This is a genomic window from Lelliottia nimipressuralis, from assembly GCF_004115925.1.
Lineage (GTDB): Bacteria > Pseudomonadota > Gammaproteobacteria > Enterobacterales > Enterobacteriaceae > Enterobacter > Enterobacter nimipressuralis.
Map to the genome: position 1 here is coordinate 444325 of NZ_SDDX01000001.1, position 23231 is coordinate 467555.

General features: G+C 58.2%; 24 protein-coding genes and 2 tRNA genes. 11 read left to right on the forward strand and 15 right to left on the reverse strand.

Features of this window, described 5'->3' with window-relative positions; translation table 11 throughout:
• The first annotated feature begins 95 nt into the window (after positions 1 to 95).
• Positions 96 to 305: a fumarate hydratase FumD gene (gene fumD, locus ETG88_RS02135; protein WP_014069945.1), complete on the forward strand. Its 210-nt coding sequence runs from the start codon at positions 96 to 98 to the stop codon at positions 303 to 305.
• Here fumD and ETG88_RS02140 read toward each other — a convergent pair.
• The 4 genes from ETG88_RS02140 to ETG88_RS02155 are packed head-to-tail and all read right to left on the reverse strand — an operon-like array spanning position 286 to position 3389.
• Positions 286 to 972 carry an amino acid ABC transporter permease gene (locus tag ETG88_RS02140; RefSeq protein ID WP_129034438.1) on the reverse strand — a complete coding sequence of 229 codons (687 nt, stop codon included), beginning with the start codon at positions 970 to 972 and terminating at the stop codon, positions 286 to 288. The genes fumD and ETG88_RS02140 overlap by 20 nt on opposite strands.
• Complete coding sequence (locus ETG88_RS02145; protein ID WP_129034439.1) at positions 969 to 1742, reverse strand: amino acid ABC transporter permease; 774 nt, start codon at positions 1740 to 1742, stop codon at positions 969 to 971. The genes ETG88_RS02140 and ETG88_RS02145 overlap by 4 nt, the downstream gene beginning before the upstream one ends.
• Positions 1742 to 2557, reverse strand: a complete 816-nt coding sequence (locus tag ETG88_RS02150) for an amino acid ABC transporter ATP-binding protein (protein WP_129034440.1) — start codon at positions 2555 to 2557, stop codon at positions 1742 to 1744. Before ETG88_RS02150 ends, ETG88_RS02145 begins: the two co-directional genes overlap by 1 nt.
• A gap of 1 nt (position 2558) precedes the next feature.
• Positions 2559 to 3389, reverse strand: a complete 831-nt coding sequence (locus ETG88_RS02155; protein ID WP_107703714.1) for an ABC transporter substrate-binding protein — start codon at positions 3387 to 3389, stop codon at positions 2559 to 2561.
• A 244-nt stretch (positions 3390 to 3633) separates the two neighbouring features.
• Between ETG88_RS02155 and ETG88_RS22230 the strand changes: the two genes are divergently transcribed.
• The 4 genes from ETG88_RS22230 to ETG88_RS02170 all read left to right on the forward strand — a co-directional run bounded on the left by ETG88_RS22230 (position 3634) and on the right by ETG88_RS02170 (position 6429).
• Positions 3634 to 3798, forward strand: a complete 165-nt coding sequence (locus tag ETG88_RS22230; RefSeq protein ID WP_164971748.1) for a hypothetical protein — start codon at positions 3634 to 3636, stop codon at positions 3796 to 3798.
• Positions 3799 to 3928: 130 nt separating this feature from the next.
• Positions 3929 to 5257 (forward strand): sensor histidine kinase, encoded by a 1329-nt coding sequence (locus tag ETG88_RS02160; RefSeq protein WP_129034441.1) that lies wholly within the window; start codon positions 3929 to 3931, stop codon positions 5255 to 5257.
• Entirely contained in the window at positions 5250 to 5861 is a 612-nt protein-coding gene (locus ETG88_RS02165) for a response regulator transcription factor (RefSeq protein WP_102103542.1), read from the forward strand. The genes ETG88_RS02160 and ETG88_RS02165 overlap by 8 nt, the downstream gene beginning before the upstream one ends.
• A gap of 88 nt (positions 5862 to 5949) precedes the next feature.
• Entirely contained in the window at positions 5950 to 6429 is a 480-nt protein-coding gene (locus ETG88_RS02170; RefSeq protein ID WP_129034442.1) for a GlcG/HbpS family heme-binding protein, read from the forward strand.
• 66 nt (positions 6430 to 6495) lie between these two features.
• Here ETG88_RS02170 and ETG88_RS02175 read toward each other — a convergent pair whose 3' ends face one another.
• Positions 6496 to 6636 carry a hypothetical protein gene (locus tag ETG88_RS02175; RefSeq protein WP_095281773.1) on the reverse strand — a complete coding sequence of 47 codons (141 nt, stop codon included), beginning with the start codon at positions 6634 to 6636 and terminating at the stop codon, positions 6496 to 6498.
• A 126-nt stretch (positions 6637 to 6762) separates the two neighbouring features.
• Here ETG88_RS02175 and ETG88_RS02180 point away from each other — a divergent pair, with 126 nt between their 5' ends.
• The gene (locus tag ETG88_RS02180; RefSeq protein ID WP_129034443.1) at positions 6763 to 7554 is read left to right on the forward strand and encodes an MBL fold metallo-hydrolase; all 792 of its coding nucleotides are present in this window, start codon (positions 6763 to 6765) and stop codon (positions 7552 to 7554) included.
• Positions 7555 to 7626: 72 nt separating this feature from the next.
• Positions 7627 to 8262: a carbonic anhydrase gene (locus tag ETG88_RS02185; protein ID WP_100780429.1), complete on the forward strand. Its 636-nt coding sequence runs from the start codon at positions 7627 to 7629 to the stop codon at positions 8260 to 8262.
• Positions 8263 to 8301: 39 nt separating this feature from the next.
• On the opposite strand, the gene ETG88_RS02190 is transcribed toward ETG88_RS02185, so the two are convergent.
• The 6 genes from ETG88_RS02190 to ETG88_RS02215 form a co-directional block, all read right to left on the reverse strand.
• Entirely contained in the window at positions 8302 to 9471 is a 1170-nt protein-coding gene (locus ETG88_RS02190; RefSeq protein WP_129034444.1) for a cupin domain-containing protein, read from the reverse strand.
• A 13-nt stretch (positions 9472 to 9484) separates the two neighbouring features.
• On the reverse strand, positions 9485 to 10276 hold the full coding sequence (locus tag ETG88_RS02195) for an HpcH/HpaI aldolase family protein (protein WP_129034445.1): 792 nt from the start codon (positions 10274 to 10276) through the stop codon (positions 9485 to 9487).
• Positions 10263 to 11000, reverse strand: a complete 738-nt coding sequence (locus ETG88_RS02200) for an alpha/beta fold hydrolase (protein WP_129034446.1) — start codon at positions 10998 to 11000, stop codon at positions 10263 to 10265. Before ETG88_RS02200 ends, ETG88_RS02195 begins: the two co-directional genes overlap by 14 nt.
• Positions 11001 to 11008: 8 nt before the next feature.
• On the reverse strand, positions 11009 to 11773 hold the full coding sequence (locus tag ETG88_RS02205; protein WP_129034447.1) for an SDR family NAD(P)-dependent oxidoreductase: 765 nt from the start codon (positions 11771 to 11773) through the stop codon (positions 11009 to 11011).
• Between the two features lie 2 nt (positions 11774 to 11775).
• Entirely contained in the window at positions 11776 to 13098 is a 1323-nt protein-coding gene (gene hisD / locus ETG88_RS02210) for a histidinol dehydrogenase (RefSeq protein ID WP_102103550.1), read from the reverse strand.
• Positions 13099 to 13174: 76 nt separating this feature from the next.
• Positions 13175 to 14308, reverse strand: coding sequence for an MFS transporter (locus tag ETG88_RS02215; RefSeq protein WP_233446103.1), 1134 nt, complete (start codon positions 14306 to 14308; stop codon positions 13175 to 13177).
• A gap of 442 nt (positions 14309 to 14750) precedes the next feature.
• Here ETG88_RS02215 and ETG88_RS02220 point away from each other — a divergent pair, with 442 nt between their 5' ends.
• From ETG88_RS02220 to hisD (ETG88_RS02235), 4 genes are all read left to right on the forward strand, one after another.
• Positions 14751 to 15821: a LacI family DNA-binding transcriptional regulator gene (locus tag ETG88_RS02220; RefSeq protein ID WP_129034448.1), complete on the forward strand. Its 1071-nt coding sequence runs from the start codon at positions 14751 to 14753 to the stop codon at positions 15819 to 15821.
• Entirely contained in the window at positions 15818 to 16789 is a 972-nt protein-coding gene (locus ETG88_RS02225; RefSeq protein ID WP_100780421.1) for a nuclear transport factor 2 family protein, read from the forward strand. The genes ETG88_RS02220 and ETG88_RS02225 overlap by 4 nt, the downstream gene beginning before the upstream one ends.
• A gap of 153 nt (positions 16790 to 16942) precedes the next feature.
• Positions 16943 to 18085 (forward strand): nuclear transport factor 2 family protein, encoded by a 1143-nt coding sequence (locus ETG88_RS02230; protein WP_129034449.1) that lies wholly within the window; start codon positions 16943 to 16945, stop codon positions 18083 to 18085.
• A complete protein-coding gene (gene hisD, locus ETG88_RS02235; RefSeq protein WP_129034450.1) occupies positions 18085 to 19395 on the forward strand; it encodes a histidinol dehydrogenase in 1311 nt (436 codons plus the stop codon). Before ETG88_RS02230 ends, hisD (ETG88_RS02235) begins: the two co-directional genes overlap by 1 nt.
• Before the next feature lie 27 nt (positions 19396 to 19422).
• Here the strand turns inward: hisD (ETG88_RS02235) and ETG88_RS02240 are convergent, their stop codons facing one another.
• The 4 genes from ETG88_RS02240 to mdtK form a co-directional block, all read right to left on the reverse strand.
• Positions 19423 to 21033, reverse strand: a complete 1611-nt coding sequence (locus tag ETG88_RS02240; protein WP_129034451.1) for an FAD-NAD(P)-binding protein — start codon at positions 21031 to 21033, stop codon at positions 19423 to 19425.
• 402 nt (positions 21034 to 21435) lie between these two features.
• A tRNA-Val gene (locus ETG88_RS02245) sits at positions 21436 to 21512 on the reverse strand.
• Positions 21513 to 21531: 19 nt separating this feature from the next.
• Positions 21532 to 21608: transfer RNA gene (locus ETG88_RS02250), tRNA-Val, on the reverse strand.
• A gap of 153 nt (positions 21609 to 21761) precedes the next feature.
• Positions 21762 to 23135 carry an MdtK family multidrug efflux MATE transporter gene (mdtK, locus tag ETG88_RS02255; RefSeq protein ID WP_102103557.1) on the reverse strand — a complete coding sequence of 458 codons (1374 nt, stop codon included), beginning with the start codon at positions 23133 to 23135 and terminating at the stop codon, positions 21762 to 21764.
• Between the last annotated feature and the right edge of the window lie 96 nt (positions 23136 to 23231).

Below are 23231 nucleotides of genomic sequence, written 5' to 3' on the forward strand. Positions count from 1 at the left end.
AAAAGACCCAGGCCCGGCGAGCGATCGCCGGGCTTTTTTTGTATCCATTCTGTTAATCATTTAAGCTGCTCCTTTAAAGCAATGGAGTGGTAGCAATGGGCAATGTGACCAAAGACGACGCGCTTTATCAGGAAATGTGCCGGGTAGTGGGGAAGGTCGTTCTTGAGATGCGGGATTTAGGGCAGGAGCCTAAGCATATCGTCATTGCGGGCGTGCTGCGTACCGCGCTGGCGAACCAGCGCGTGAAACGCAGTGAACTGACAACGCAAGCGATGGAAACGGTGGTTAAAGCGCTGGCGGGGTGAAACGCCAGCGTTTAGCGATCTGCTCAAGCGAGCAGCAGAGCAGGTAATAGACCACGCCGGTAAAGATAAAAATGGCCGCCGGGTAAATCTGCACCCGGTTGTTCACCTGGCCGGCAACGGTGGTCAGTTCCGGCACGTTGACAATAAAAGCCAGCGACGTGTCTTTCAGCAGACTGATAAAAATCCCCAGCAGAGACGGCAGAATATTGCGCAACACCTGCGGCAGCAGGATCAGCCACAGCGTCTGCTGCGTACCAAATCCCTGAGTTAACGCCGCCTCAAATTGCCCGTCCGGCAAAGCCCTCAGCCCGGCCAGCACGGAGTGCATCACGGCGGCCGCGGTAAACCACGCCAGCGCCAGGGTTACGGTCAACGCGCCGGGGAGATCGCCACCCGTTAAAAGCGGCAGTAAATACCACATCCAGAAAATCACGAAGATCAGCGGGATACCACGAATCAGCTCGGCCCACAAAAACAGCGTGTTGCGCACGAGGCCCGGAAACCGCCAGGCGAGCGCCGCGAGCGCAATGCCGCCCGGCAGCGCCAGCACGGCAGCGCCCAGCGCCATCAGCAGCGTCAGCAACACCCCGCCAGGCTGACCGGCGGACATCCGTCCCCAGAGCAGATAATCCAGGTTATCGATAATGACATTCAGCCCGGCGATCATGCGTGTTCCCTCCCGGCGTTGATAGCCGCATGACGCGCACGCGGGCGGCGTTTAGTGGACGGCCCAAGCCTCACCAGCAGTAGCCCCAGCAACACGCCCGTCAGCAGATACAGCACGGTGCCGACGGTAAAAGCTTCCAGCGCGTGGGCGTTATAGCTCTCAATCTGGCGCACCTGATAGGTCAGCTCGGCAAAGCCGATACCGCTGGCAAGAGAGGAGAGTTTCATTAAGTTCAAATACTGCCCGACCACCGGCTGCCAGGCGTTTGCCAGCCCCTGAGGCAGCAGGATGTAGCGGAACAGTCGCCAGGAGGAGAACCCCTGCGTCAGCGCCGCCTGTCGCTGCCCCGATGGCACCGCCTGCAATCCCGAGGCGATCTCCTCGATTAAGAACGCGGAGGTAAACACGCCCAGCCCCCACGCGGAACAGAGAAACTCCGGTGTAAACCACCAGACATCCCCCGGCAGAATCGACCAGCTGTGATCGGCGTTGATGAAGCTGCGAAGTGCCTGCGGCAGCCCGTTCCAGGCCGCGAAATACCAGAACAATAGCTGCACCAGTAACGGCGTGTTGCGAAACAGAGAGACCCACGCCGCCACGAGAGCGTTTCCCGTTTTCCCGCCTGCCAGACGGAGAAGCAAAAGCAGTATGGCGAAGACGCTGGCGATGATCATCCCCGCGAGCGTCACCCACAGGGTGGTCAGAAAGCCGGATAAAATCCACTGCAAGGGCTGTCCGGTCAGTACCCCTTGCCAGTCGAGGGCGGGCATCAGGATGGCTCCTGATGCAGCGGGTTCAGCACCTTTTGCAGGAACTGTCGGGCGCGAGGATGGTCTGGATGGCGGAAAAACTGCTCCGGCGGGGCGGTCTCCAGAATCTGTCCGCCGTCGATGAACACCACCCGGTCGGCGATTTCGCGGGCAAACTGCATCTCGTGCGTCACCACAATCATCGTAATCCCGCTGTGGGCGAGAGCCTTCATCACCTGCAGAACCTCACCAATCATTTCCGGGTCAAGGGCCGACGTTGGCTCATCGAACAGGATAATTTGCGGCGATGAGGCCAGCGCTCTGGCAATGGCCACGCGCTGCTGCTGCCCGCCAGAAAGCTCGGCCGGGTAGTGGCTGGCTTTCTCCACCATCCCGACTTTCTCCAGCAGCGTCAGGGCACGCTCCTGCGCCTGCGGCGCTTTCCAGCCGTGAACATGCTCAAGCGCCAGACTGATGTTCTGGCTGGCGGTCAGATGGGCGTAAAGGTTAAATTGCTGGAACACAAATCCCACCCGACTACGAAGCTGGCGCAGGGCGGGGCCGGTCAGCTTGCGGGTGGGTTTGTTGTCTATCAGGATCTCGCCGCCGTTGAGGGACTCCAGCTGATTGATGAGGCGAATCAGCGTGGACTTACCGGAACCGGACGGCCCCAGAATCGCCACCACTTCCCCTGGCTCAATGCGAAGTGAAATACCTTTCAGCACCTGATGATCGCCGTAGCGTTTGACCACATCGCGGAACTCAACGCTTGCCTGCTCCAGATGTGAAAAATCCGCGGCACGGGCCGCGGAGCGTGAAAAAAGCGCTGAGAGCATATTACTGGGCTTCTATTTTAAAGGCGCGAGGCTGAGGTGAGGCGGTTTGTGGGCCAAACCAGACGTCATAAATTTTGGCGGCGTCGCCGGTTTTCTCAAGATTCACCAGCTCGTCATTCACCACGTTCAACAGCGCGGTTTCGCCTTTCTTCACTCCCACCCCGATCTCCTCTTTACTGAGCAAATCCGGCAGGATTTTAAAATCGGCTTTATCCGGCGCCTGGGCCAGTAAACCGGCCAGAATGGTGCTGTCCTGGGTAATCGCCTGCACGTTACCGTTGCGCAGGGCGGTTAACGCCAGCGGAATATCGTCGTAAGAGAGCACGCGGGATTGCGGGAAACGCTGGTGCAGCGCCTGCTCGCCGGTGGTGCCTTTCACCGCGCCGATGCGCGCTTTGCTGTAATCATCCAGCTTATCCGCCGATTTTGCCGGAACCAGGAACTGCTGACCGGTCACGAAATAAGGGGTGGAGAAATCAATCACCTGAGCACGCTCCGGGGTGATGGTGATGTCGGCGACGATCAGATCGGCTTTACCCGACTGCAGCAGTGGAATGCGGTTCGCCGGATTCGTGGCGACCAGCTCCAGCTTCACGCCAAGTTTTTTGGCCAGCGCTTTGGCGAAATCGACGTCATAGCCAACGATATCGTGCGTTTTGGCATCGATGGAGCCGAACGGTGGGTTGGCATCAAACGTGGCGACTTTCACCACGCCAGCGGCTTTGATATCCGCCAGCTGATCGGCCTGCGCCTGGGTCGATAAAAGGCCGCCTGTGGTCAGTAAACCGAGCGCCAGTGCCAGTGTGTGATAGTGCTTTTTATGTGTAGCCATAGTTCCCTCAAGTATCCCGTTGTTTTTGTTTTGTCCGGATACGCTCCCATAAGCGTTATCTATCGCCAAATAAGAAAATGTTCTTTGCTATATGCAAAAAGGTATTAGTGAACAGCGTGTTACGGGTAAGTGACGGAAGGCGATGTATTTGCGAATTCTGAAAATAGTCAGCTGATATTGGTATTTCCGTTAAGTCCAGTTTGGGGGTTAACTGAGTTCAGACGCCATCGAGAGGAGTGGGACCATGCAAAACTGGGTGAATACGTTACGGCGGTTTTTTGTCGCCAAATCAGAGACGGAGAACAGCGCGCAACGTGTTATTGAATCGGTGCTGCCGATCGCCAGTCTGTACGGCGTCGACGTCGCCAACATCGACCCGGAGTGGTTCCATGACAAAACACCACGCTGAGCTGCGCCACACGCGCATGACCTACTGGAACGAGCTGTGCAGCCGATACCTGAACGTATCGGCTTTTTTTTGTTCTTAATCCGTCAACCTGCTAAGGTCTAAGGCAAAAATCACCTCGCCTGAAGACTGAATGAACAGCCAAAATTTGATCCGGCGTGCCCTGGTGGTGTGGATAATTGTCTGCCTGCTGAGCAGCGTCCTGCTGTATGCCGAACAGATCCGCCGCCAGTTCTGGGAGCGCGATCGTGAATTTACCGCGCTCTTTTCCGCCATCAGCGCGGTGCTGACGCAAAACGAATCTGTTTTGCCCCTGCTTAATGGCGACGAAGATCTGACGGCGCTGCGCAAAAAATTCCCCCACATTCTGGCCCTGGAAAAAACAGCGGGCCGTGCGCTGGATGCTGCTCGCGTTGAGCCGCTCCGTGACGACCAGTATTGGCTGTACAATCCGTGGCGGCAGATCCGGGTGCGGATCGATCTGCGTCCGCTGCTCGCCGCCACGCACCGTTTTTCCCATCTCACTATCAGCTTGTCAGCAGCCGATGCGCATCCCTCATCGACGGCGTTCTGGCACTGGCAGCGGGCATTCCCTCAGCATACGCAGCCCTTTACCCTTACGGCGGATGCTGAACCGCACTGGCTGCAAATCTCCTGGGCGCTATTCCCGCTGCTGTTTGTCGGCTGGGCGGCCATCGTTGCGGCGGGGAGCGGTGTGCTTTGGCAACGCTTGCAGCGGCAAAACGCCGAGCAGCGAGCCTGGTATTATCAGCATGCGCGACTGAATACGCTCGGCGAGATCACCGCCGGCATTGTGCATGAAATCAACCAGCCGCTGACGGCGGCGCAGACCTGGATTCAGGGGGCGCAGCGACAGTTGGCGCAGGAGAATCCGCAGGCGGTGGGCCATGCGCTCGGCGCGGCGCTGATTCAGACTCAGCGCATCGGCGAACTGCTGGCGCGCTTTCGTGAACATGTGGTGCAGGAAAAAGTCACGCTCAGCGATATCGATTTAGCCCAGTGCTGGCAGCATGTGGTGAATTTGCTGGAGCATGAGCGCAAATCGGAGCACATCACCGTCAGCCACGCTTTCCCTTCCGACGCCGCCACCGTGCTGGCCGACAGGCTGTGGCTGGAGCAGGTGTTACACAATCTGCTCAGCAATGCGATTCAGGCCCAGCAGGAGAACGCGCGCGGCTGGGTACACATCACCAGCCAGCGTAAAAACAGGGTCATCGAAATTATCATGACCGACGGCGGGCCAGGGTTCAGCCCGGAGGCGCTGGAGAAGGCGTTTATGCCGTTCTACAGCGGCAGAGAAAAGGGGATTGGTCTCGGGATGACGCTCACGGAATCGCTAATGATGCGCATGAATGGCACGATTGCGCTCGCTAACACGCCGGAGGGCGGGGCGCAGATCGTGTTGCAACTGGAACCGGGTAACGGAGCCGCACATGGGTAATGTGGTCTATTTGATTGATGACGACGCCGCCATCAGAGAGTCAATGGCCTTTCTTCTCTCGGGCATGCACTGGGAGGTGAAAACCTTTGCCAGCATCGAGGCGTTTACCGAAAGGTATAGCAACGACCGGGCGCTCGCGGGCTGTCTGCTGCTGGATATGCGCATGCCGGGCAAAGGTGGGCTGACCTGGCTGGAAGAGGGCGCGTGGCCGTGGCCGCTGCTGCCGGTGATCGTCATGACCGGGCACGGCACCGTTGATGCCTGCCGTCGGGCGTTTCACCAAGGGGTTTTCGAGTTTTTCACCAAGCCGCTGGATGCCGATAAGCTTATCGAAACCCTCGCTCGCGCGTTTGAGGAGAGCCAGCGCCGCACGACCCACTGGCAGGAGGTGAAGCGGGTGAAAGCGCTGTTTGAACAATTGACGGCGCGGGAGCACGAAGTGCTTTGCGAACTGATGGAGGGGCGCAGCAATAAAGAGGTGGCGGCGCGCCTGAATTTATCACCCAGAACCGTTGAAGCGCACCGCGCGGCCCTGTTTGCCAAGCTCGGCGTGAGCAGCCTGGTGCAGGCCATCCGTGAGTACGACAAATTGCAATCCGTATAACTACCAGGTGGGCTGCGTAATCAACCGAATACCGCTCAACCGCGCATCCCGATAGCATCGCTGTGTCTCCCACATTCGAGGAATTGCGATGAAAACGTTAATGACGGTAGCCGCGCTGGTGGCAGGAATGATGTCGGTATCCGCGCAGGCAGAAACCCTGACGCAGAAAAATATCTCCCTCACCCAGGCGAATGCCCTGGCGAGCGCGGCGATTCAGGCCTGTCGCGCCAAAAATTACCAGGTCAGCGTGACGGTAGTGGATCGTGCGGGCGTGGTGAAAGCCATGCAGCGCACCGATAACGCCGGTCCGCATACGGTAAAAGCCAGTGAGATGAAGGCGTTTACCGCGCTCAGCACCAAAAATGCCTCCGGCAAGGTGATGGAAGCCGCACAAAGCAACGCGGGCGCACAGAATATGCGTGACGTTCCAGGCTTCTTGCTGCTGGCAGGTGGTTTGCCGGTGAAAGAGGGCGATGAGGTGATTGGTGCAATCGGTATCGGCGGTGCGCCGGGCGGTCAGTTAGATGAAGCCTGTGCACAGCAGGCGCTGGACAGTGTGAAAAAGTAACAAACGCTCTACGGCTTAGACGTTAAAAAAGCCGGGTAGGGCGAAGCCGCCACCCGGCCTTGACGGTCAGATCTTGCAGGCATCGCCGCAATCATCGTCAGCAACAACCGCCTGCGCTTTCTTGTCTGCATCTTCCAGACGTTCCGCGTTGCGCTCTTGCGCCTCTTCCAGACCGTTAAACACCAGATTATCGAGATCAATTTCCATTATGTACCTGCTGAGTTCAGTTTTGCTGTTGGCAGAGTATAGGATAAAAAAGTCGGTGAAAGTACCTCACCGCACGTAACGCCAATCCCTGCCATACTCTTTCTCTGACGGCTGAGAGGAGGGAAAATGATCACACTGTGCAAAACCTGCGGGACATCCTATGACACCACCACGGGCGCAGTGGAACGCTGCGCGATTTGTGAAGATGAGCGCCAGTATGTTCCCGTTGGCGGGCAACAGTGGGTGGATTTTGACACCGTTGTCACCAACCACACCAACAAATGGCAGCAGCTTGAGCCAGGCCTGCTAAGCCTTAAAACCGTACCCAAATTTGCCATCAACCAGCGCGCGATCCTGCTGACCACACCGCACGGTAATATCCTGTGGGATTGCATCGCCACGCTGGACCCTGCCACCCGCACGCTGATTGACGCGCTGGGCGGGCTGCACGCCATTGCGATCTCCCATCCCCATTATTACACTACCATGCAGGACTGGGCGGCGGCGTTTGACGCGCCGGTTTATCTCCATGCCAGCGACCGGGAGTGGGTGATGCGCGACAGCCCGGCGCTGCGCTTCTGGGAGGGGGACACTCAGGATCTGCTACCCGGCGTGCGGCTGCTGCGTCTGGGCGGCCATTTTGCGGGCGGAACGGTATTGCACTGGGATTGCGGTAGCGGCGTCCTGCTCGCCGGGGATATTTTGCAGGTGACGCCCGGCGCGGACCGGGTGTCGTTTATGTGGAGTTACCCGAATATGCTTCCCCTGCCGGGGGCGGCGGTCAGTGCGATAACCGACCGACTGCGGGAGGTCCCGTTCCAGCGGCTCTACGGCGCCTTTGAAGGACAAAACATCACCGAAAACGCACACGACATCGTCATGCAATCAGGGCAGAAATATATTTCTTGTATGAAGTAAAGCGCGGTGGGTAAACTTCACAAGCGTGATCGCGATCATGCCTAAACTAAAACAGATAAAAGAGACATTGCTATGCAACATATCATTGAAGGTTTTCTCAGCTTTCAAAAAGAGATTTTCCCGCAACGTAAAGAACTCTTCCGTAGTTTAGCGTCCAGCCAGAATCCCAAAGCGCTTTTTATCTCCTGCTCAGACAGCCGTCTGGTCCCCGAACTGGTGACGCAGCAGGAACCTGGACAGCTCTTTGTCATTCGAAATGCTGGCAACATTGTGCCGCCGTTTGGCCCTGAGCCAGGCGGTGTCTCTGCGACGATTGAGTATGCGGTGGTAGCGCTGGGCGTGACCGATATTGTGATTTGCGGCCACTCCAACTGCGGTGCGATGAAGGCGATTGCTGACAATGCGAATCTGGACCCGATGCCTGCGGTGTCCCACTGGCTGCGCTATTCCGATGCGGCCAAAGCCGTGGTCGAAAAGAAAACCTGGGCCACGCCGACTGATAAAGTGAATGGCATGGTGCAGGAGAACGTGTTTGCCCAGCTAAGCAACATCAAAACCCATCCATCGGTGGCGGTGGGGCTGCGCAATAACGCCATCCGCCTGCACGGCTGGGTGTATGACATCGAAAGCGGCGAGATCCTCGCGCTGGATAAAGAGAGCAAAACCTTTATCTCCCTGTCTGACAATCCTCAGGTCTACTTCGAATAACGCTTTTCAGGGCGGGACAGACCCGCCCTATATCGCCGGTTAGTCCGGCAACACTTCCAGCTTTACACCCGCCTTACGCGCCGTCACTGGCAGCAAATCAACCGCCGCCACATATCCGTCCGGATCGAGACAGCGGTTATAGCCTTTGGCTTGCGCCAGAATCTCGTCATCCCAGTAGACGCGTTTACGCTGATCGCCCTGAGTGGTCAGAATGCACTCCACGTCACCCCCGACCGCACAATACTGACGCCAGCTGTTGGCCGGAACGGAAATCACCGAGCGCTCCGGCGCGATCACGCTCACCTCTTCGCCCGCCTGATTCCACGTCACCTTCAGCGACCCTTTGAACACCATAATCACCTGCACGTCCGGGCAGAGATGACGCCCGACCACATGCTCAGCGGCGAGGCGCAGCCATTCGACGGAAAACCCGTGCGGATTCACAATCGCCGGTGCTGAGTGGCGGTCCTGCGACATACCAAAACCAATCACCGGCGCGATCTCCCCGCCATGACCCGGCAGTACCGAATCCAGCAGGCCGTCCGCTGACCAGCGGCGATCGTCGCCGATGACGGCACGCTGACGCATCTCCTCGACAGAATAGCGGCGCAGGGCGGCGATCTCTTCCGGCGGCAGCGGTGTTAACAGCTGTGAGGCATCCGGCATCGTATCGCCCGCGTTCACGTCGAGCAGCATATTGTCTTTGCTCAGATACAGCCCGTATTCGCTGGCCGCCGCCAGAATGGACGGATGCCAGATGATCCCCCCGGTGTTATTCCCGCCAAGCACCGTGTAGACCATGCCGCAGGTCTCTTGCGGACTAACGTTGGTAAAGCCACGGAAAATCCACGTCGGAATCGACAGAATGGCCGGCGCGCTGAACTCGGCCTCGTTTTCGCCGTTCGCCCCCCAGCGAAAACGCCAGGTGCCTTCATGAATCAAAAACACCTCAGCGGTGAAGTGCAGATGCAGGTTATTGGTGACCCCTTTCGGCATCGCCGCTGCGCCAATATTAAAGCCGTGCGGTTCCGGAATATTGACCACCTGCGCCGATGACTGGGTGACTCCCGGCCCGATGAAGGAGTAGTTCTGCTTGAGGTGCGAGCCGGGCAGTTTGCAGTCGATAAACGCCAGATTGCAGGACACCATCTCATCGGGCGTGATGACGCGGCTTTTGGCCTGCGCCGGGGTGATATGTTGTGCTTTCATAATTTTTCTCCTGTTAGTAACCGGATGCGCCCGTGGTGGGAGCGGAGGCACCGCGCGCCAGGGCGATAGCTTCCCGCGCGGCGCGGCCAAGCTGCATCACGTCGTTGGCGGGGGTGACAAACTGAAAACCCTGGTCGATACGCAGGCGTGCGGCGTCGCCGGAGGTGCAAAAAATCCCGGCCAGTTTTTGCTGCTGGCGACAGCGGCTGACCACCCGTTCGACGGCGGCGAGCATCTCAGGGTGCTGGGATTCCGCGCTGGCGCTGCCGGTGAGGGTTAACGACAGATCGTTCGGGCCGATAAACACGCCGTCCAGCCCGTCGGTTGCCAGAATGGCGTCGAGATTCGCCAGCCCTTCGCGGGTTTCAATCATCGCCAGCGTCAGGATCTCCTGGCAGGCGTGCTGCGGATAATCCGCTCCGCCGTACAGCAGCCCGCGCGCCGGACCAAACGAACGCACGCCAAACGGCGGATAGTGGCAGGCGGCGACGAACCGCGCGGCCTGTTCGGCGGTGGAAATCATCGGGCAGATAATGCCGTAGGCCCCGGCGTCGAGCATGCGCATGATCTGCGCCGGATCGTTATGCTGGACGCGTACTAACGGCACCGCGGGCGTGGCTGACAGGGCCTGAAGCATCGTCAGGGCGCTGGCGAAATCGATCATTCCGTGCTGCAAATCGACCGTCACCGCGTCGTAGCCCTGATGACCGACGATCTCCGCGCTGTAGCTGGAAGGGATCGCCAGCCAGCCGTTGATGATGGGGGACTGTTCCTGAATCAATTGTTTGAGTTTATTGCGTCGCATGAAGGGACTCCTGAATCCACTGGCGCAGCGGCGGGGCGACCTCATCGGGCGCTTCGAGCACCACGAAATGCCCGGCTGTTGGAACCGTGATGTGCCGGGTGTGGGGCGCACTTGCCGAGACCAGTTGGTGATGGTGGGGCGTGCAGATGGGATCGTACGCGCCGTTAATGATAAGAATGGGGCAGGAGAGCGCGCTCAGGGCCTGGCGGTTATCCCGCCGGGAGAGGGCGATCTCCGTCTGGCTGGCAAAGGTGTCGTGGCCGCTCTCCTGCGCCATCTGGCAGACAAGCGCGTGGAGTGGCGCATCAGATCGCCGCCCGGGGGCGACATACTTTTGCCACAGGGTGTCAGACAGCCAGTTCGCCAGCCCTTGCTCACGCGCAGCGCGAACGGCCTCGCGTCGGGCGGCGAGATTTTCCGGCGCATCGGCAAGGGGATTCACCGACAGGAGCGCAAGCCCGGCCAGCCGCTCCGGGGCATCGGCCGCTATTTGTAGCGCCACGATAGCCCCAAGGGAAAACCCGGCCAGCAGAAAGCGCGGCGGCAGATTTTGCAGCAGGCGCTGCGCGGCCTGCGGTGCGGAATCCGCCCCGGTAAGGCTCACGCACATCACGGAAGAGAGCGCCAGGCGCTCTATCAGCGGCTGCCACAGACGCGCCGTGCAGAGCGTTCCGCCGATCAACACCAGCGGGAGCGCGGTGTTATCACACACTGTTTTATCCATTTGGCCTCTCATGTGGCAGTCCAGCCGCCGTCGACCAGCAGCGCAGTGCCGGTGATCATCGCCGCCGCATCGGAGGCCAAAAACACCACCGGTCCCATCACATCCTCGACGCGTCCAAGACGCCGCAGCTTGATGTTCTCCAGCACATAGCGGCGAAAATCCGGGTCGTCGAGGGACTGGCGCGACAGCTCGGTTTCGATAAAGGTCGGGCACAGGGTATTGACCCGGATACCCGCGCCACCCAGCTCCAGCGCCATGGTTTTGCTTAACCCCTCAAGTGCAAATTTTGACGCGCAGTAGACGCTGCGATTCGGACCGCCGACATGGCCCATCTGCGAGGAGATATGGATGATGGAACCCGGAATGTTGTGCTCGCGCATCCGCTGCGCCGCCCGCTGGCTGAGGAAAAACGTGGCGCGCAGGTTCAGGGTCATCACCGCGTCAAAATGGGTTTCGCTGACGGCGAGGAAAGGCTCGTGACGGGCCAGCCCGGCGCTGTTGACCAGAATGTCGAAGGCGGGCAGCTCTGCGAGCACCGCATCGACGCGGGAGATATTGGTGATATCCAGCGCCAGCGAATGCAGCGTCAGTCCGCCTTCAGTCGCAAGCGCGGCGGCGTGTTCCAGCGTGTGTCGATCGCGGGCGGCAATCCACACGTCTGCACCCGCCTGGGCGAGCGCCACGGCGCAGGCGAAGCCCAGCCCCCTGGAGCCGCCCGTGACCAGCGCCCGTTTTCCCGTAAGATGAAAAGAGGGAGTCTGGGGAAGGGTCATGATTACACCTTTTCCCGAACCGGCGCAGGCGTGGCGTAAGGCACGTCCGTATTCCCGTAGCGGCGTACGCGAATGTTGGCCTGCTCCGCGTGTCCGGCAAAACCTTCCAGCAGCGACAGACGCGAGCAGTAGCTGCCGATTTCGGCGGTGGCTTCGTCACTGAGGACTTTTTGCCAGGTGCAGGTTTTCATGAACTTGCCGACCCACAAGCCGCCCGTGTAGCGCGCCGCCTTTTGCGTCGGCAGGGTGTGGTTAGTGCCGATGACTTTGTCGCCATAGGCCACGTTGGTGCGCGGGCCGAGGAACAGAGCACCGAAGTTGGTGAGATTATTGAGGAACCAGTCGTCGCGATCCGTCATCACCTGCACGTGCTCGGAGGCGATACGATCCGCTTCGGCGAGCATCTCGTCGTAGCTGTCGCAGACGATGATTTCACCGTAATCCTGCCAGGACTGACGGGCGACGTCAGCGGTCGGGAGTTTTGCCAGCAGGCGCTCGATCTCCGTCAGCGTCTCTTTCGCCAGCGTCAGCGAGTTGGTCAGCAGAATTGCCGGTGTCGTAACGCCGTGCTCCGCCTGGCCCAACAGGTCGGTGGCGCACATTTCCGCATCGACGGTGTCGTCGGCGATCACCAGGGTTTCCGTCGGACCGGCGAACAGATCGATCCCCACGCGGCCAAACAGCTGGCGCTTGGCTTCGGCGACGAAGGCGTTGCCCGGCCCCACCAGCATATCAACCGGTGCGAGGGTGTCGGTGCCGAGCGCCATCGCGCCAATCGCCTGAATGCCGCCGAGGGCGAAGATCTCCGTTGCACCTGCCATTTTCTGCGCCGCGACAATCGCTGGCGCCGGTTCACCGCCAAACGGCGGGGCGCAGCTGATAATGCGCGAGCAGCCCGCGACGTTGGCGGTGATTATCGACATATGCGCCGATGCCAGCAGCGGATATTTACCCCCCGGCACATAACAGCCGACGGCGTTAATCGGAATATTTTTATGGCCGAGAATAACGCCGGGGCGCGTTTCGATCTCCAGATCGCGCAGACACTCTTTTTGTGCGCGAGCAAAATTAAACACCTGCTGCTGGGCGAATTCGATATCGTGAATATCCTGGCGGCTGAGTTTTTTCATGCAGCTATTAATTTCGGCGTCCGTCAGGCGATAATCTCGACGGTCGTAGTTATCGAATTTTATCGATAATTCACGGATCGCTTTATTCCCGCGTTTTTCAATATCCGCCAGAATCAGCTCAACGGTTTCCCGTATTTGTCGCTGCGCTTCCTGACGTTCCTGCACCGGTTTACTGGATTTAAGTTGATAAGCCACAATATTCTCCTTTAATACTCGAAATGACAGATGCCCTCCCGGCGAACCGGGATAGTTATTACATAATGAGCGGGAATTATTCTCGCGCGGAGGCGAGGGAACGGTTGGTGGATAATTCCACCGGCTGACGGGTTTTGCGGGAATAGACCCAGCGCACCGACAGCGGGGTGGCGATGGCCGCAATAATCGAAAGCCCGGCAATAAACAGATACCCGGACGAGAGATTAATGTGTTGCATCATGACGCCCATGATTACCGGCCCGGCAAACATGCCGCAGGAGTAAATAGTCTGGAATAACCCCATGCGGGTGGACTGCTCATCGGAAGTCGTGTTGACCACACTCAGGGACATGAACGCCGCGAACGCCATACCAAACGAGAAACCGGCCAGCGCCTGCAGAAGATAAATCAGGTACAGATTGCTGGTAAACGGAATGCCAAACGACGAAATCACCTGGAGCAAAATCCCCAGCACCGCGGTTTTGACCAGCCCCAGTCGCTGATAAAACACCGAGCTGCACAGGGCAATCGCCAGGGCGTAGAAGATCAGATGGATGTTACTCAGCAGCGTCAGAATTCCGGCGCGGGCGCCGAGCTGTTCAGCGTAAATGGGCGTGAGGGTGTCCCGGGTGGCAAAAGGAACCAGAATTACGATGGTTGCCAGAATACCGATTAGCCAGACGGAGCGGTCAGCGAGCTGAAGTTTTGCCCCGGCGATACAGGCTTTCAGTGACGGCGCCTGCACCGGATCGTGGACGTCGCGAATGCGGGTGGTCAGGAACAGGGCGAGAAGAGCAGACACACAGGAGACGAAAAATGCGATGTTGTTCGCAAAATAGTGAATCAGCACGCCGCCGATGCAGTTGCCGAGAAACACCCCGATGGGGCCAGCAAGCGCCAGCAGGGCGACAGCCGCCGGGGCTTCTTTGCGATCAAAGTAGCGAATAAACAGAATGTTATACAGCACCCAGGTGGCGGCGGTTACGCCATCGGCGGCTTTCGCCAGATACAGGGTAATGGCGTTCGGCTCAAGCCAGGCAATCGGCCAGGCGATGATTGGCAGCACCAGCGCTATCTGGATAAAGATTTTGCGGCTCTTCACCACGTCAGAGATGATCCCCAGCGGGAAACGAATCATCAGCGTCGCCAGACCGCTGGCGCCCATGATGATGCCCATCACCTGCGGTTCGATGCCTTGATTGATCATCATGGCGCCAGAAACGCATCGATGCTGTGAATACAGATATAAAACAACACGCTAATGATAAAAAACAGCCGGGCTTCCGGTCGGCGCAACAGTGCTCGAAACATGGTTGTGAACCTCTTAAAAATTAATGGGTTATAACCAATCAAGTACAACGTTTACCGGCTCAGTCCCTCTGATGACATCCCAATTTGCCCGGTACAATTGACGGCATGCATACGTATTCAAAAATTGAAGTTACGAAAAGGTTTCAATTTTGTAAAGGTTCAATATCACCATTGTGAAAAAAATAATTTAGGCTGTTGCATACGCATGCAAAAGTGGTGTAAGACTAAAAAGCACTCACTTCCTGAGGCGCTTTTAACGGGGTGGTTATCGAAGATGGTATGTTATCTCTTTGAAACACATGGCCTGAATGTGGAAGTGACAGGATAAGGAACCCAGGGTAATGAAGCGTAAGACGTTTGCGGCGGTGACCAGCCAGCAGGTGGCACAGCTGGCAGGGGTGTCGCAGTCAGCGGTATCCCGCACCTTTACGCCGGGGGCGAGCATTTCGCCCGCCACGCGTGAAAAAGTGCTCAAGGCGGCGCGTGAGCTGGGCTATCGCCCGAATGCGATTGCCCGTTCGCTCAACACGGCCCGGTCGCGCATTATCGGCGTGGTGATCTCCTATTTTGATAACCAGTTTTATCCGCAGGTGCTGGAAGCGCTGGCGCAGAAGCTGGATACGCTTAACTACCACCTGCTGCTGTTTGTCGGCGACAGGGACGGCAACGTCGATCGCATTTTCGACCAGATTATGCAGTATCGCGTCGACGGCATTGTGCTGGCGTCTGTGACGCTGTCGCTGGATCTCTCTCAGGAGTGTCTTGCCGCCGGAATTCCGGTGGTGCTGTTCAATCGCAGCGAAGAGAGCGGAATGGCGTCGAGCGTCAACAGCAACAACGAAGCCGCCGCGCGGCAGATTGCTGAATTCTTGCTCGCCGGAGAGCACAAGCGCTTCGCCTACGTGGGCGGCGTCGCAGATTCATCGGTGAATATCGCCCGCCAGCGGGGGTATCTCGACACCCTCGCGGAACACGGCGTCACAGACGTAGAAGTGGTGAACGGTAACTATGACGCGCAGCAAACCACCCGCGCGGCGTATTCGCTTTTCACGAAGACGCCTGCGCCAGACGCCATTTTTGTCGCCAACGATCATATGGCGGTGATGGTGATGGACGTGGCGCGCTACGAATTTGGCCTGCGGGTGCCGGAGGATCTGTCGATTATTGGCTACGACGACATCGGGCCGTCCGGCTGGCCGTCCTACGCCTTAACCTCGGCCTCTCAGCCGGTGGAGGCGATGGTGACAGCGACGGTGGAATTACTGATGAAGCAGATCGACAGCGGCAACATCGAGCCTGAACAAATTACGCTGCCCGGAATGCTGGTGGTTCGCCATTCGGCGCGTCGCCCGCGCACGGGAGTCATCGAAAAAGACGGTTTATCTCTGTTCCAGCCTCAGGAGGTCAAATGAGCAGATTGCCGGGCTTCAGCCCCCAGTTCGACTCTATTCAGCAATTTATTCTGACGCTGACCCACGTGGTCTGGGAGCAGAAGGATATCGGTCAGTTGGCGGATTTCTACGCCACACCGGTGGTGTTTATTACGCCGGAAAAACAGCTTAACGAACTGTCGCAATTTATGCGCCTGACCCTGGAGGCGATGCACAGCTTCCCGCAACGCTCCGTGCTGACGGAAGATATCCTGTGCAGCCATACGCCGGGCGAGGAGTATTACGCGGCGCAGCGCACGGTGGCGTCGATTCGCCATCAGGGGGAGGGGTTTTTCGGTGCGCCGACCGGGAAAAATGTCTGGGTGCGCACCTGGGCAGACCGCATTTGCGCCGACGGCGCGGTGCGCCAGGAGTGGCTGCTCCAGGACCGGGCGGCGATTGTCTCTCAGCTGGGGCTGGATATTCGTGAGTTCGCCCGCAGCCTTTCCGCCACGCAGCAGCAGCTTGGGATTGAGCCGGAATCGGCCGAAACCCTCGACGCACGCTGGGCGGGTGGCCCGGAAGGTGATGATATCGACGGGCCGCTGGCGGGAGTGGTGGAACGCTATCTGACCATGTGGGCGGGCGGCAACGGCGGCACGGTGCCGGGGTTGTACCATCCTGCCGCGACGCTCTACGGACCAGGGCACTGCATGGCCACAGGCGAGCAGGAGATCGGCGCCTGGCTGTCGGGCTATCGCGCGTCGTTTGCGGACAGTGAAACCCAATTGCACCACCTGATTGTGCGCAAAGATCCGAACGAGCCGGTGCGCATTTCCCTGCGCTGGTCTCTGCTGACCTGGCACGATGGCTACGGCAAATTTGGCGCGCCGACCCGTAAACCCATTTCAATTACCGGTATTACCCAGCTCGAATTACGCGACGGTTTAATTATTCGCGAATATTTGGGTATCGATGAATTAGCGATCTGGTCGCAGATTGTGAAATAAATCAGATTGTGAAATAAAAAAAGGGAGGTTCGCCTCCCGCTACTCTTCTTTTATTAACGCTGTATAACATCGCCGTATTAGGTTCTGCGGTTAATTTCTCCATCCATTCCGGGTGCGGGATCCTTTTGTCTGAAAAGAAATGCAGGAGGTCATATGTCTTCAACTGAAGCAACCAATAAAGCTCCAGCAGTACCCGAGAAAAATAATAGCAAACCCGCGCGAGACGAGCCGGTATTACAGGTCGAGCGTCGTGACTTTATTGATCTGGTTCCGGAAAAACGTCCGCGTGCCCAATCATTACGAGGCTTTGATGATTGTTATACGGATATTGTCGATTATATTGTCCGCTGTACCCATAAAATATGGGATGAGCGTGATGTCGGGTTAATTTACACCCATTACACCCACAACTGCGTGTTATATAACGCGCTGGGAACCCTCTATAACCGTGAGCAGGTCGTGCAGGATACGCTCCAGCGCTTAATTGCGTTCCCGGAGCGTCGCGGCATGGCGACCCAGGTTATCTGGAACGGTAATGACGTGGACGGTTTCTATACCTCGCATCTGGTGACCGGCAGCGGGCGTCACACCCAGTACAGCCATCTGGGCAAACCGACCAATCGCACCTTTGTGAACCGTACCGTCGCCGACTGTATGATCCACGAAAACAAAATTTACCGTGAGTGGGTGGTGAGCGACAACATGTCGCTGATGAAGCAGCTTGGGCTGAACACCGATGAAATCGCCTTTAACATGGCGAAAGAGCAGTTCGATAAAGGTTTTCGCGTCACCGATATTGGCGAGAACGGCCGGATGCTCGGCCAGTATCCGCCGGATGTGGCCTGTGACGTCTCTATCGCCCACACGGACACCGAAGAGCAGCTTCTGCGCTGGCTGCATGAGATCTATAACCGCCGGATGCTGGGCAAAATCAAAGAGGTGTACGCCCCGACCGTGCAGTGGCACGGCCCGTTAATGAAAGAGCTGTACGGCACGGCGGCGGTGACGCACCAGACGCTGGCGCTGATCGGCATGATCCCTGATGGTGCATGGCTGCCGCAGCATATCTGTTCGAATCCATGCGATGAGGGCGGGGTGAAAGTGGCGGTGCGCTGGATTGTCGAAGGCCACCACCTGGGCTATGGCGCGCTGGGCAAACCGACGGGCGAGCGTCTGTTCGTGATGGGCATGTCCCACTACCACATCGTCAACGGCAAAATCGTCGATGAATGGGTGGTGTACGACCACCTGGCGCTGCTGGCGCAAATCAAACTCGGCCAGATGGAGGAGGCGTAATGTCTGCACAAGCGATTACGGAACAGGTGAGCTGGATCAAGCGGCCGCAGGGGCAGGATGCGCAGGCCGACCGTACATTAACGGATAAAGTCAGCGCCATCGTCGAGCGCGTGAAAACGGAAGGCGATGCGGCGCTGCGGGCATTTTCGCAGCAGTTCGACAACGTGGTGCCTGAGCAGTTTGAAGTGACCGAGCAGGAGATTGAAAACGCGCTGAACGATCTGGATCCGCAGACGCGGCACGACAGCGAGTTCGCCATTGCGCAGGTGCGCCGTTTTGCCCAGGCGCAGCTGGCGACCATGCAGCCGCTGGAGGTGGAAACCCTGCCGGGCGTGCATCTCGGACACCGCATTATTCCCGTGCAGACCGTCGGCTGTTACGTACCGGGGGGGCGCTATCCGATCCTTTCGGCGCCGGTGATGTCGATTGTTCCGGCAACGGTCGCGGGCTGCGAGCAGATTATCGCCTGTCTGCCGCCCGCCGCTCATCCGGCGATGATTGCCGTCTGCCATCTGGCGGGCGCACATCGGATCTTCAAAATTGGCGGTGCCCAGGCGATTGCGGCGATGGCCTGGGGAACCGACAGCGTTCCGGCGGTGGATAAAATCGTCGGGCCGGGCAACGCCTTTGTGAACGAAGCCAAGCGTCAGGTGTTTGGCAAAGTGGGGATTGATGCCCTGGCCGGGCCAAGCGAAATCTTCACCATTGCCGATGACAGCGCCGATCCGCGTATTCTGGCGGCGGATCTGCTGGCGCAGGCAGAGCATGACGTCCATACCCGCGTCGGGCTGGCGACCACCAGTCGCGCCATTGCCGAAGGTACGCTGATGGAGATCGAACGTCAGCTGACCACGCTGCCGACGGCGGCTACGGCGGGTGAAGCCTGGCGTCGTCAGGGCGAAATCGTGCTGTGTGACACCGAGGAGCAGCTGATCGCGTTTGCCGATTTTATGGCAACGGAACATCTGCAGGTGCACACCCGCGATCCGCACGGCACGGCGGCGAAGATCCGCAATTACGGTTCGCTGTTTATCGGCCAGAACGCCAGCGTGGTGTTTTCGGACAAATGCTGTGGGACCAACCACACCTTGCCGACGATGGCGGCGGCGCGCTACACCGGCGGGCTGTGGGTGGGCGCCTATGTGAAAATCTGTACCCATCAGTGGATTGATGACAAAGGGATTGCAGCGATTGCGGAACCGGCGATACGCCAGAGCCGCACGGAAGGGATGCAGGGGCACCGGCGCGCGGCGGAGATTCGTCTGCGGCCTGAGGCGATTGACGCAATCACCTCGGGCACGCGCGATTAAATCAGCAGCCTGGCCCTCCGCCAGGCCTTACTCCTCGCTAAATGGCAGGCGACGACGCGCGCGCGACGCGCGTTGGGCGATCGCTTTCGCCATCGACTCGCCAATCTCCGCACACACGGTCAGCCCCTGAACAAAGGGCTGATCGTGCATCAGATACGGCAGAGCACCAAAGGCGATGCGCCCGCGCACGCTGTCGGGTGCCAGCAGGGTGTAATCCTCACCGACGTCCGGGATCTCATCGCCGTTTTCCTGTAGCTGCTGGCGCAGCGTCGGGAACGGCAGATCTTTGGTCTTCAGTGGTTTTTGTCCGCGGGCATCAATAAAGAGATCGAATTCATAACGCTCTCCCTTCGCCATAATGATCGTCCTGTCGTCCTGCACATCCCTTTTATAGTCCGCGCCGAGCGCCAGCACGCTGATAATGCCGGCCTCGCGCAGCGCCAGCAGCCGACGAATCGACTGGGAGGGAATGGCCGCATAGTTGTCGATAAAAATGCGCGACAGCCCGGCGTCAAAACGCTTGCGGTCCTTATCCGTCAGATGCGGGACGATCTCCTGCACCACTTCATGCATCCGCAAAATGGTGTAGCGCCAGGGCACCGTACGTTTATCACGTTTGTTGCGCTCGACCTCATCGAGATTGGATTGCGCCCAGCTGAAGGGATCGTGTTTGTGGCGCTCGGCAAAATAGGCGTCGTGGAAGGTATCGGCGTTCAGCGCTTCAAGGCCAATGGCGTGGCTCCACTGCGGATCGGCCAGCTCAAGTTCCTGCTTCATCAGGGTGAACACGCGATCGAGCAGCCCCTCAGATCCTGCGGCGATCGCTTTTTCGATGGCCTGTTCCGTGACGAGGGTGAGCGGTTCGTAGGGGAGAGGGCAGTAAAAATCGGCTTCTGGCAGAATGCCCGAGCGCGACATCAGCACGATGTCGAGCGCATCGCTCCCTTTGTCGAGCCTGAATTCCACGGGCTGATTTTCCGGCTCGATAAATTCACCGTGCTGAATGGCGACCGCCATCGCCGCATCTAACCCGCTGAGGGAGGTGCCCATTATGCCGACGCGACAGGCGCGAATAGTAGCTTCCATCAATCCCGACCAGGGGCTGGGGAAGAACGACCGCGTTGATTCCTCTTCGTCTGGCCAGACGTGGCCGGTGGCGATCACCGCCAGATCGTACGTCGCGGGTTCTGCCCGGTTCTCCGCCCAGACCTTGACGCCCTTAGGTGTCACCTCCAGGTCCTTAACCTGGCAGGACTCCTGTACCTTAACGCTAAATCCGCGCTGTTTCGCCTGTGCGATCAGCTGTACAAACTGGTCGCGATAATACTCGCCCAACAAAATGCGTGGCAGGAACTGACGGTCATGAAGGGAGGATTTCTGCACACCGTAGCGTGCCAGGTGTTCGCTGCTCTGGGTAAGCAGCCAGTCGAGATAGGTCGAAAAGAGCGGGGGGATTTCGATGCTGGCGATGTTAGCGAGCATCATCCGCGAGTTGTCTTCATCGCTGTAAGGCATGCCAACACCGGCCTCGTCACCCTGCTCATAAATATCCACGGCCAGTGGCGTCTGATTTTTCAGCAGAGAGAAAAGGGTATAAATGCCAGTAGGGCCGGCACCGATAATCGCAATCTGTTTCATCCATTCTCACCCGTTATTATTGTTTGATTCCTGGAGGGCAACCGGGCGCCGACTTCGCCGGGCGTTAACGCCTTTTGCCCGTCTGCCCTCGTCCATTTCTGAGTCATCACCACTTTTAGTGCCGGATTTCCCGTACATCAAACAGTATATACGCTGTCACTATTTCTATAGCAGAAGCGGGGGCGCCATCAGAAAGCCGTTATCCGTCAGGATGTCACTTATGGAATACATTACGTCAGGGGATGAAACAGGATTCGCGCAGAGAAGCAGAGGGTTGAGCGGTGAAAATGTAAAACGGGAAGTTCGTTGAGAGACAGCCGCAATGCCTGTTATAAACGGGCTAATCAGGGATATTCTGGAATGTTGAAAAGGGAGGTAAAGCTGAAGAGGTGTAACCTGAAATGGTGCGTCCGAGTGGACTCGAACCACCGACCCCCACCATGTCAAGGTGGTGCTCTAACCAACTGAGCTACGGACGCACTGTACAGATTTTTTTGATGGTGCGTCCGAGTGGACTCGAACCACCGACCCCCACCATGTCAAGGTGGTGCTCTAACCAACTGAGCTACGGACGCATCATGTTGTCTGTGACAACGGGGTCGAATATTAGCGACAGTGACGGGATGAGGCAAGAGGGAAAATGCAATTTTCTTCCGTATTTCACGCGATTGCTTCATTCCCGCGCAAAATGAAGAGAAAGTAGCCGCCCGTAGACGGCTAGCGGGTAATTAACGCGCAGCGCGTTGCAAAATCACATTCGATGGCTGGCGTTGCAGGAAGCGCATACGCAGCATCATCAGGATCGCGGCGGAGGTTAATCCGATGATAAAGCCCATCCAGAAACCGGCTGGACCCATTCTGTCGACCACCAGATCCGTCAGCGCCAGCACGTAACCGCTCGGCAGCCCTAGCACCCAGTAGGCGGTGAAGGTGATAAAGAAGATCGAACGCGTATCTTTGTACCCACGCAGAATACCGCTGCCGATCACCTGAATCGAATCGGAAATCTGGTATACCGCCGCCAGCAGCATCAGCTGTGAGGCGAGGATCACCACTTCCGGATTGTCGTTATAAAGCAGGGCGATCTGCTCGCGCAGTAACACGGTAAAGATGGCGGTACAGGCCGCCATGCACACGCCCACCATCAGGCCGGTACGCGCCGCCGTCTGTGCATCGAGCGTCGAACCCTGCCCCAGACGATAGCCGACGCGGATCGTTACCGCTGCCGCAAGGGACATCGGCAGTACGAACATCAGCGAGCTAAAGTTCAGCGCAATCTGGTGGCCCGCCACGTCGACAATCCCCAGCGGGGAGACCAGCAGGGCGACGACCGCAAACAGCGTCACTTCGAAGAACAGCGCCAGCGCGATAGGCAGACCGAGCTGCACCAGACGTTTCACCACGCTCATATCCGGCTTGCCGAAACCCGGCTCATTGCGGATATCGCGCATTGAGCGCGCGCGTTTGACGTAAGAGAGCATGCTGGCAAACATGACCCAGTACACCGCCGCCGTCGCGACGCCACAGCCCACGCCGCCCAGCTCTGGCATGCCGAAATGACCGTAGATAAAGACATAGTTCACCGGGATGTTTACCAGCAGCCCGATAAAGCCAATCACCATGCCGGGTTTGGTTTTCGCAAGTCCTTCACACTGGTTACGCGCCACCTGGAAGAACAGGTAGCCGGGCGCGCCCCACAGCAGCGCACGCAGATAGCCGACGGCTTTATCGGCCAGGGCCGGGTCGATATTGTGCATCGAGCGAATAATATGACCCGCATTCCACAGCACAATCATGATCAGAACGGAGACACATCCGGCGAGCCAGAAGCCCTGACGTACCTGATGGGCAATACGATCGCGTCGGCCTGAGCCGTTAAGCTGGGCGATAACCGGCGTAAGGGCCAGCAGCAGTCCGTGGCCGAACAGAATAGCCGGAAGCCAGATAGAGGTACCGATAGCAACGGCGGCCATATCGGTGGCGCTGTAACCACCCGCCATAACCGTATCCACAAATCCCATTGCGGTTTGAGCGACCTGCGCGATGATCACCGGTATTGCCAGCGCTAATAACTGACGCGCTTCATTCATGTACTTCTGCACGTGAACACCTTTTGTTTTGTTGTTATTTGAGAGACTAAAAAACCCGCCGAAACTGGCAGCAAGAAGAAAAAACAGGGGGAATGCCAGCTATTGTAG

Coding starts and splice junctions, on each gene's coding strand:
- ETG88_RS02205 (WP_129034447.1), bottom strand. CDS start 11,773: ATGACCCTTCCCCAGACTCCCTCTTTTCATCTTACGGGAAAACGGGCG.
- ETG88_RS02190 (WP_129034444.1), bottom strand. CDS start 9,471: ATGAAAGCACAACATATCACCCCGGCGCAGGCCAAAAGCCGCGTCATC.
- ETG88_RS02220 (WP_129034448.1), top strand. CDS start 14,751: ATGAAGCGTAAGACGTTTGCGGCGGTGACCAGCCAGCAGGTGGCACAG.
- ETG88_RS02180 (WP_129034443.1), top strand. CDS start 6,763: ATGATCACACTGTGCAAAACCTGCGGGACATCCTATGACACCACCACG.
- ETG88_RS02140 (WP_129034438.1), bottom strand. CDS start 972: ATGATCGCCGGGCTGAATGTCATTATCGATAACCTGGATTATCTGCTC.
- ETG88_RS02155 (WP_107703714.1), bottom strand. CDS start 3,389: ATGGCTACACATAAAAAGCACTATCACACACTGGCACTGGCGCTCGGT.
- ETG88_RS02150 (WP_129034440.1), bottom strand. CDS start 2,557: ATGCTCTCAGCGCTTTTTTCACGCTCCGCGGCCCGTGCCGCGGATTTT.
- ETG88_RS02185 (WP_100780429.1), top strand. CDS start 7,627: ATGCAACATATCATTGAAGGTTTTCTCAGCTTTCAAAAAGAGATTTTC.
- ETG88_RS02195 (WP_129034445.1), bottom strand. CDS start 10,276: ATGCGACGCAATAAACTCAAACAATTGATTCAGGAACAGTCCCCCATC.
- ETG88_RS22230 (WP_164971748.1), top strand. CDS start 3,634: ATGCAAAACTGGGTGAATACGTTACGGCGGTTTTTTGTCGCCAAATCA.
- fumD (WP_014069945.1), top strand. CDS start 96: ATGGGCAATGTGACCAAAGACGACGCGCTTTATCAGGAAATGTGCCGG.
- ETG88_RS02230 (WP_129034449.1), top strand. CDS start 16,943: ATGTCTTCAACTGAAGCAACCAATAAAGCTCCAGCAGTACCCGAGAAA.
- ETG88_RS02200 (WP_129034446.1), bottom strand. CDS start 11,000: ATGGATAAAACAGTGTGTGATAACACCGCGCTCCCGCTGGTGTTGATC.
- ETG88_RS02170 (WP_129034442.1), top strand. CDS start 5,950: ATGAAAACGTTAATGACGGTAGCCGCGCTGGTGGCAGGAATGATGTCG.
- hisD (WP_129034450.1), top strand. CDS start 18,085: ATGTCTGCACAAGCGATTACGGAACAGGTGAGCTGGATCAAGCGGCCG.
- ETG88_RS02165 (WP_102103542.1), top strand. CDS start 5,250: ATGGGTAATGTGGTCTATTTGATTGATGACGACGCCGCCATCAGAGAG.
- ETG88_RS02145 (WP_129034439.1), bottom strand. CDS start 1,742: ATGCCCGCCCTCGACTGGCAAGGGGTACTGACCGGACAGCCCTTGCAG.
- ETG88_RS02175 (WP_095281773.1), bottom strand. CDS start 6,636: ATGGAAATTGATCTCGATAATCTGGTGTTTAACGGTCTGGAAGAGGCG.
- ETG88_RS02240 (WP_129034451.1), bottom strand. CDS start 21,033: ATGAAACAGATTGCGATTATCGGTGCCGGCCCTACTGGCATTTATACC.
- ETG88_RS02160 (WP_129034441.1), top strand. CDS start 3,929: ATGAACAGCCAAAATTTGATCCGGCGTGCCCTGGTGGTGTGGATAATT.
- ETG88_RS02225 (WP_100780421.1), top strand. CDS start 15,818: ATGAGCAGATTGCCGGGCTTCAGCCCCCAGTTCGACTCTATTCAGCAA.
- ETG88_RS02215 (WP_233446103.1), bottom strand. CDS start 14,308: ATGATGATCAATCAAGGCATCGAACCGCAGGTGATGGGCATCATCATG.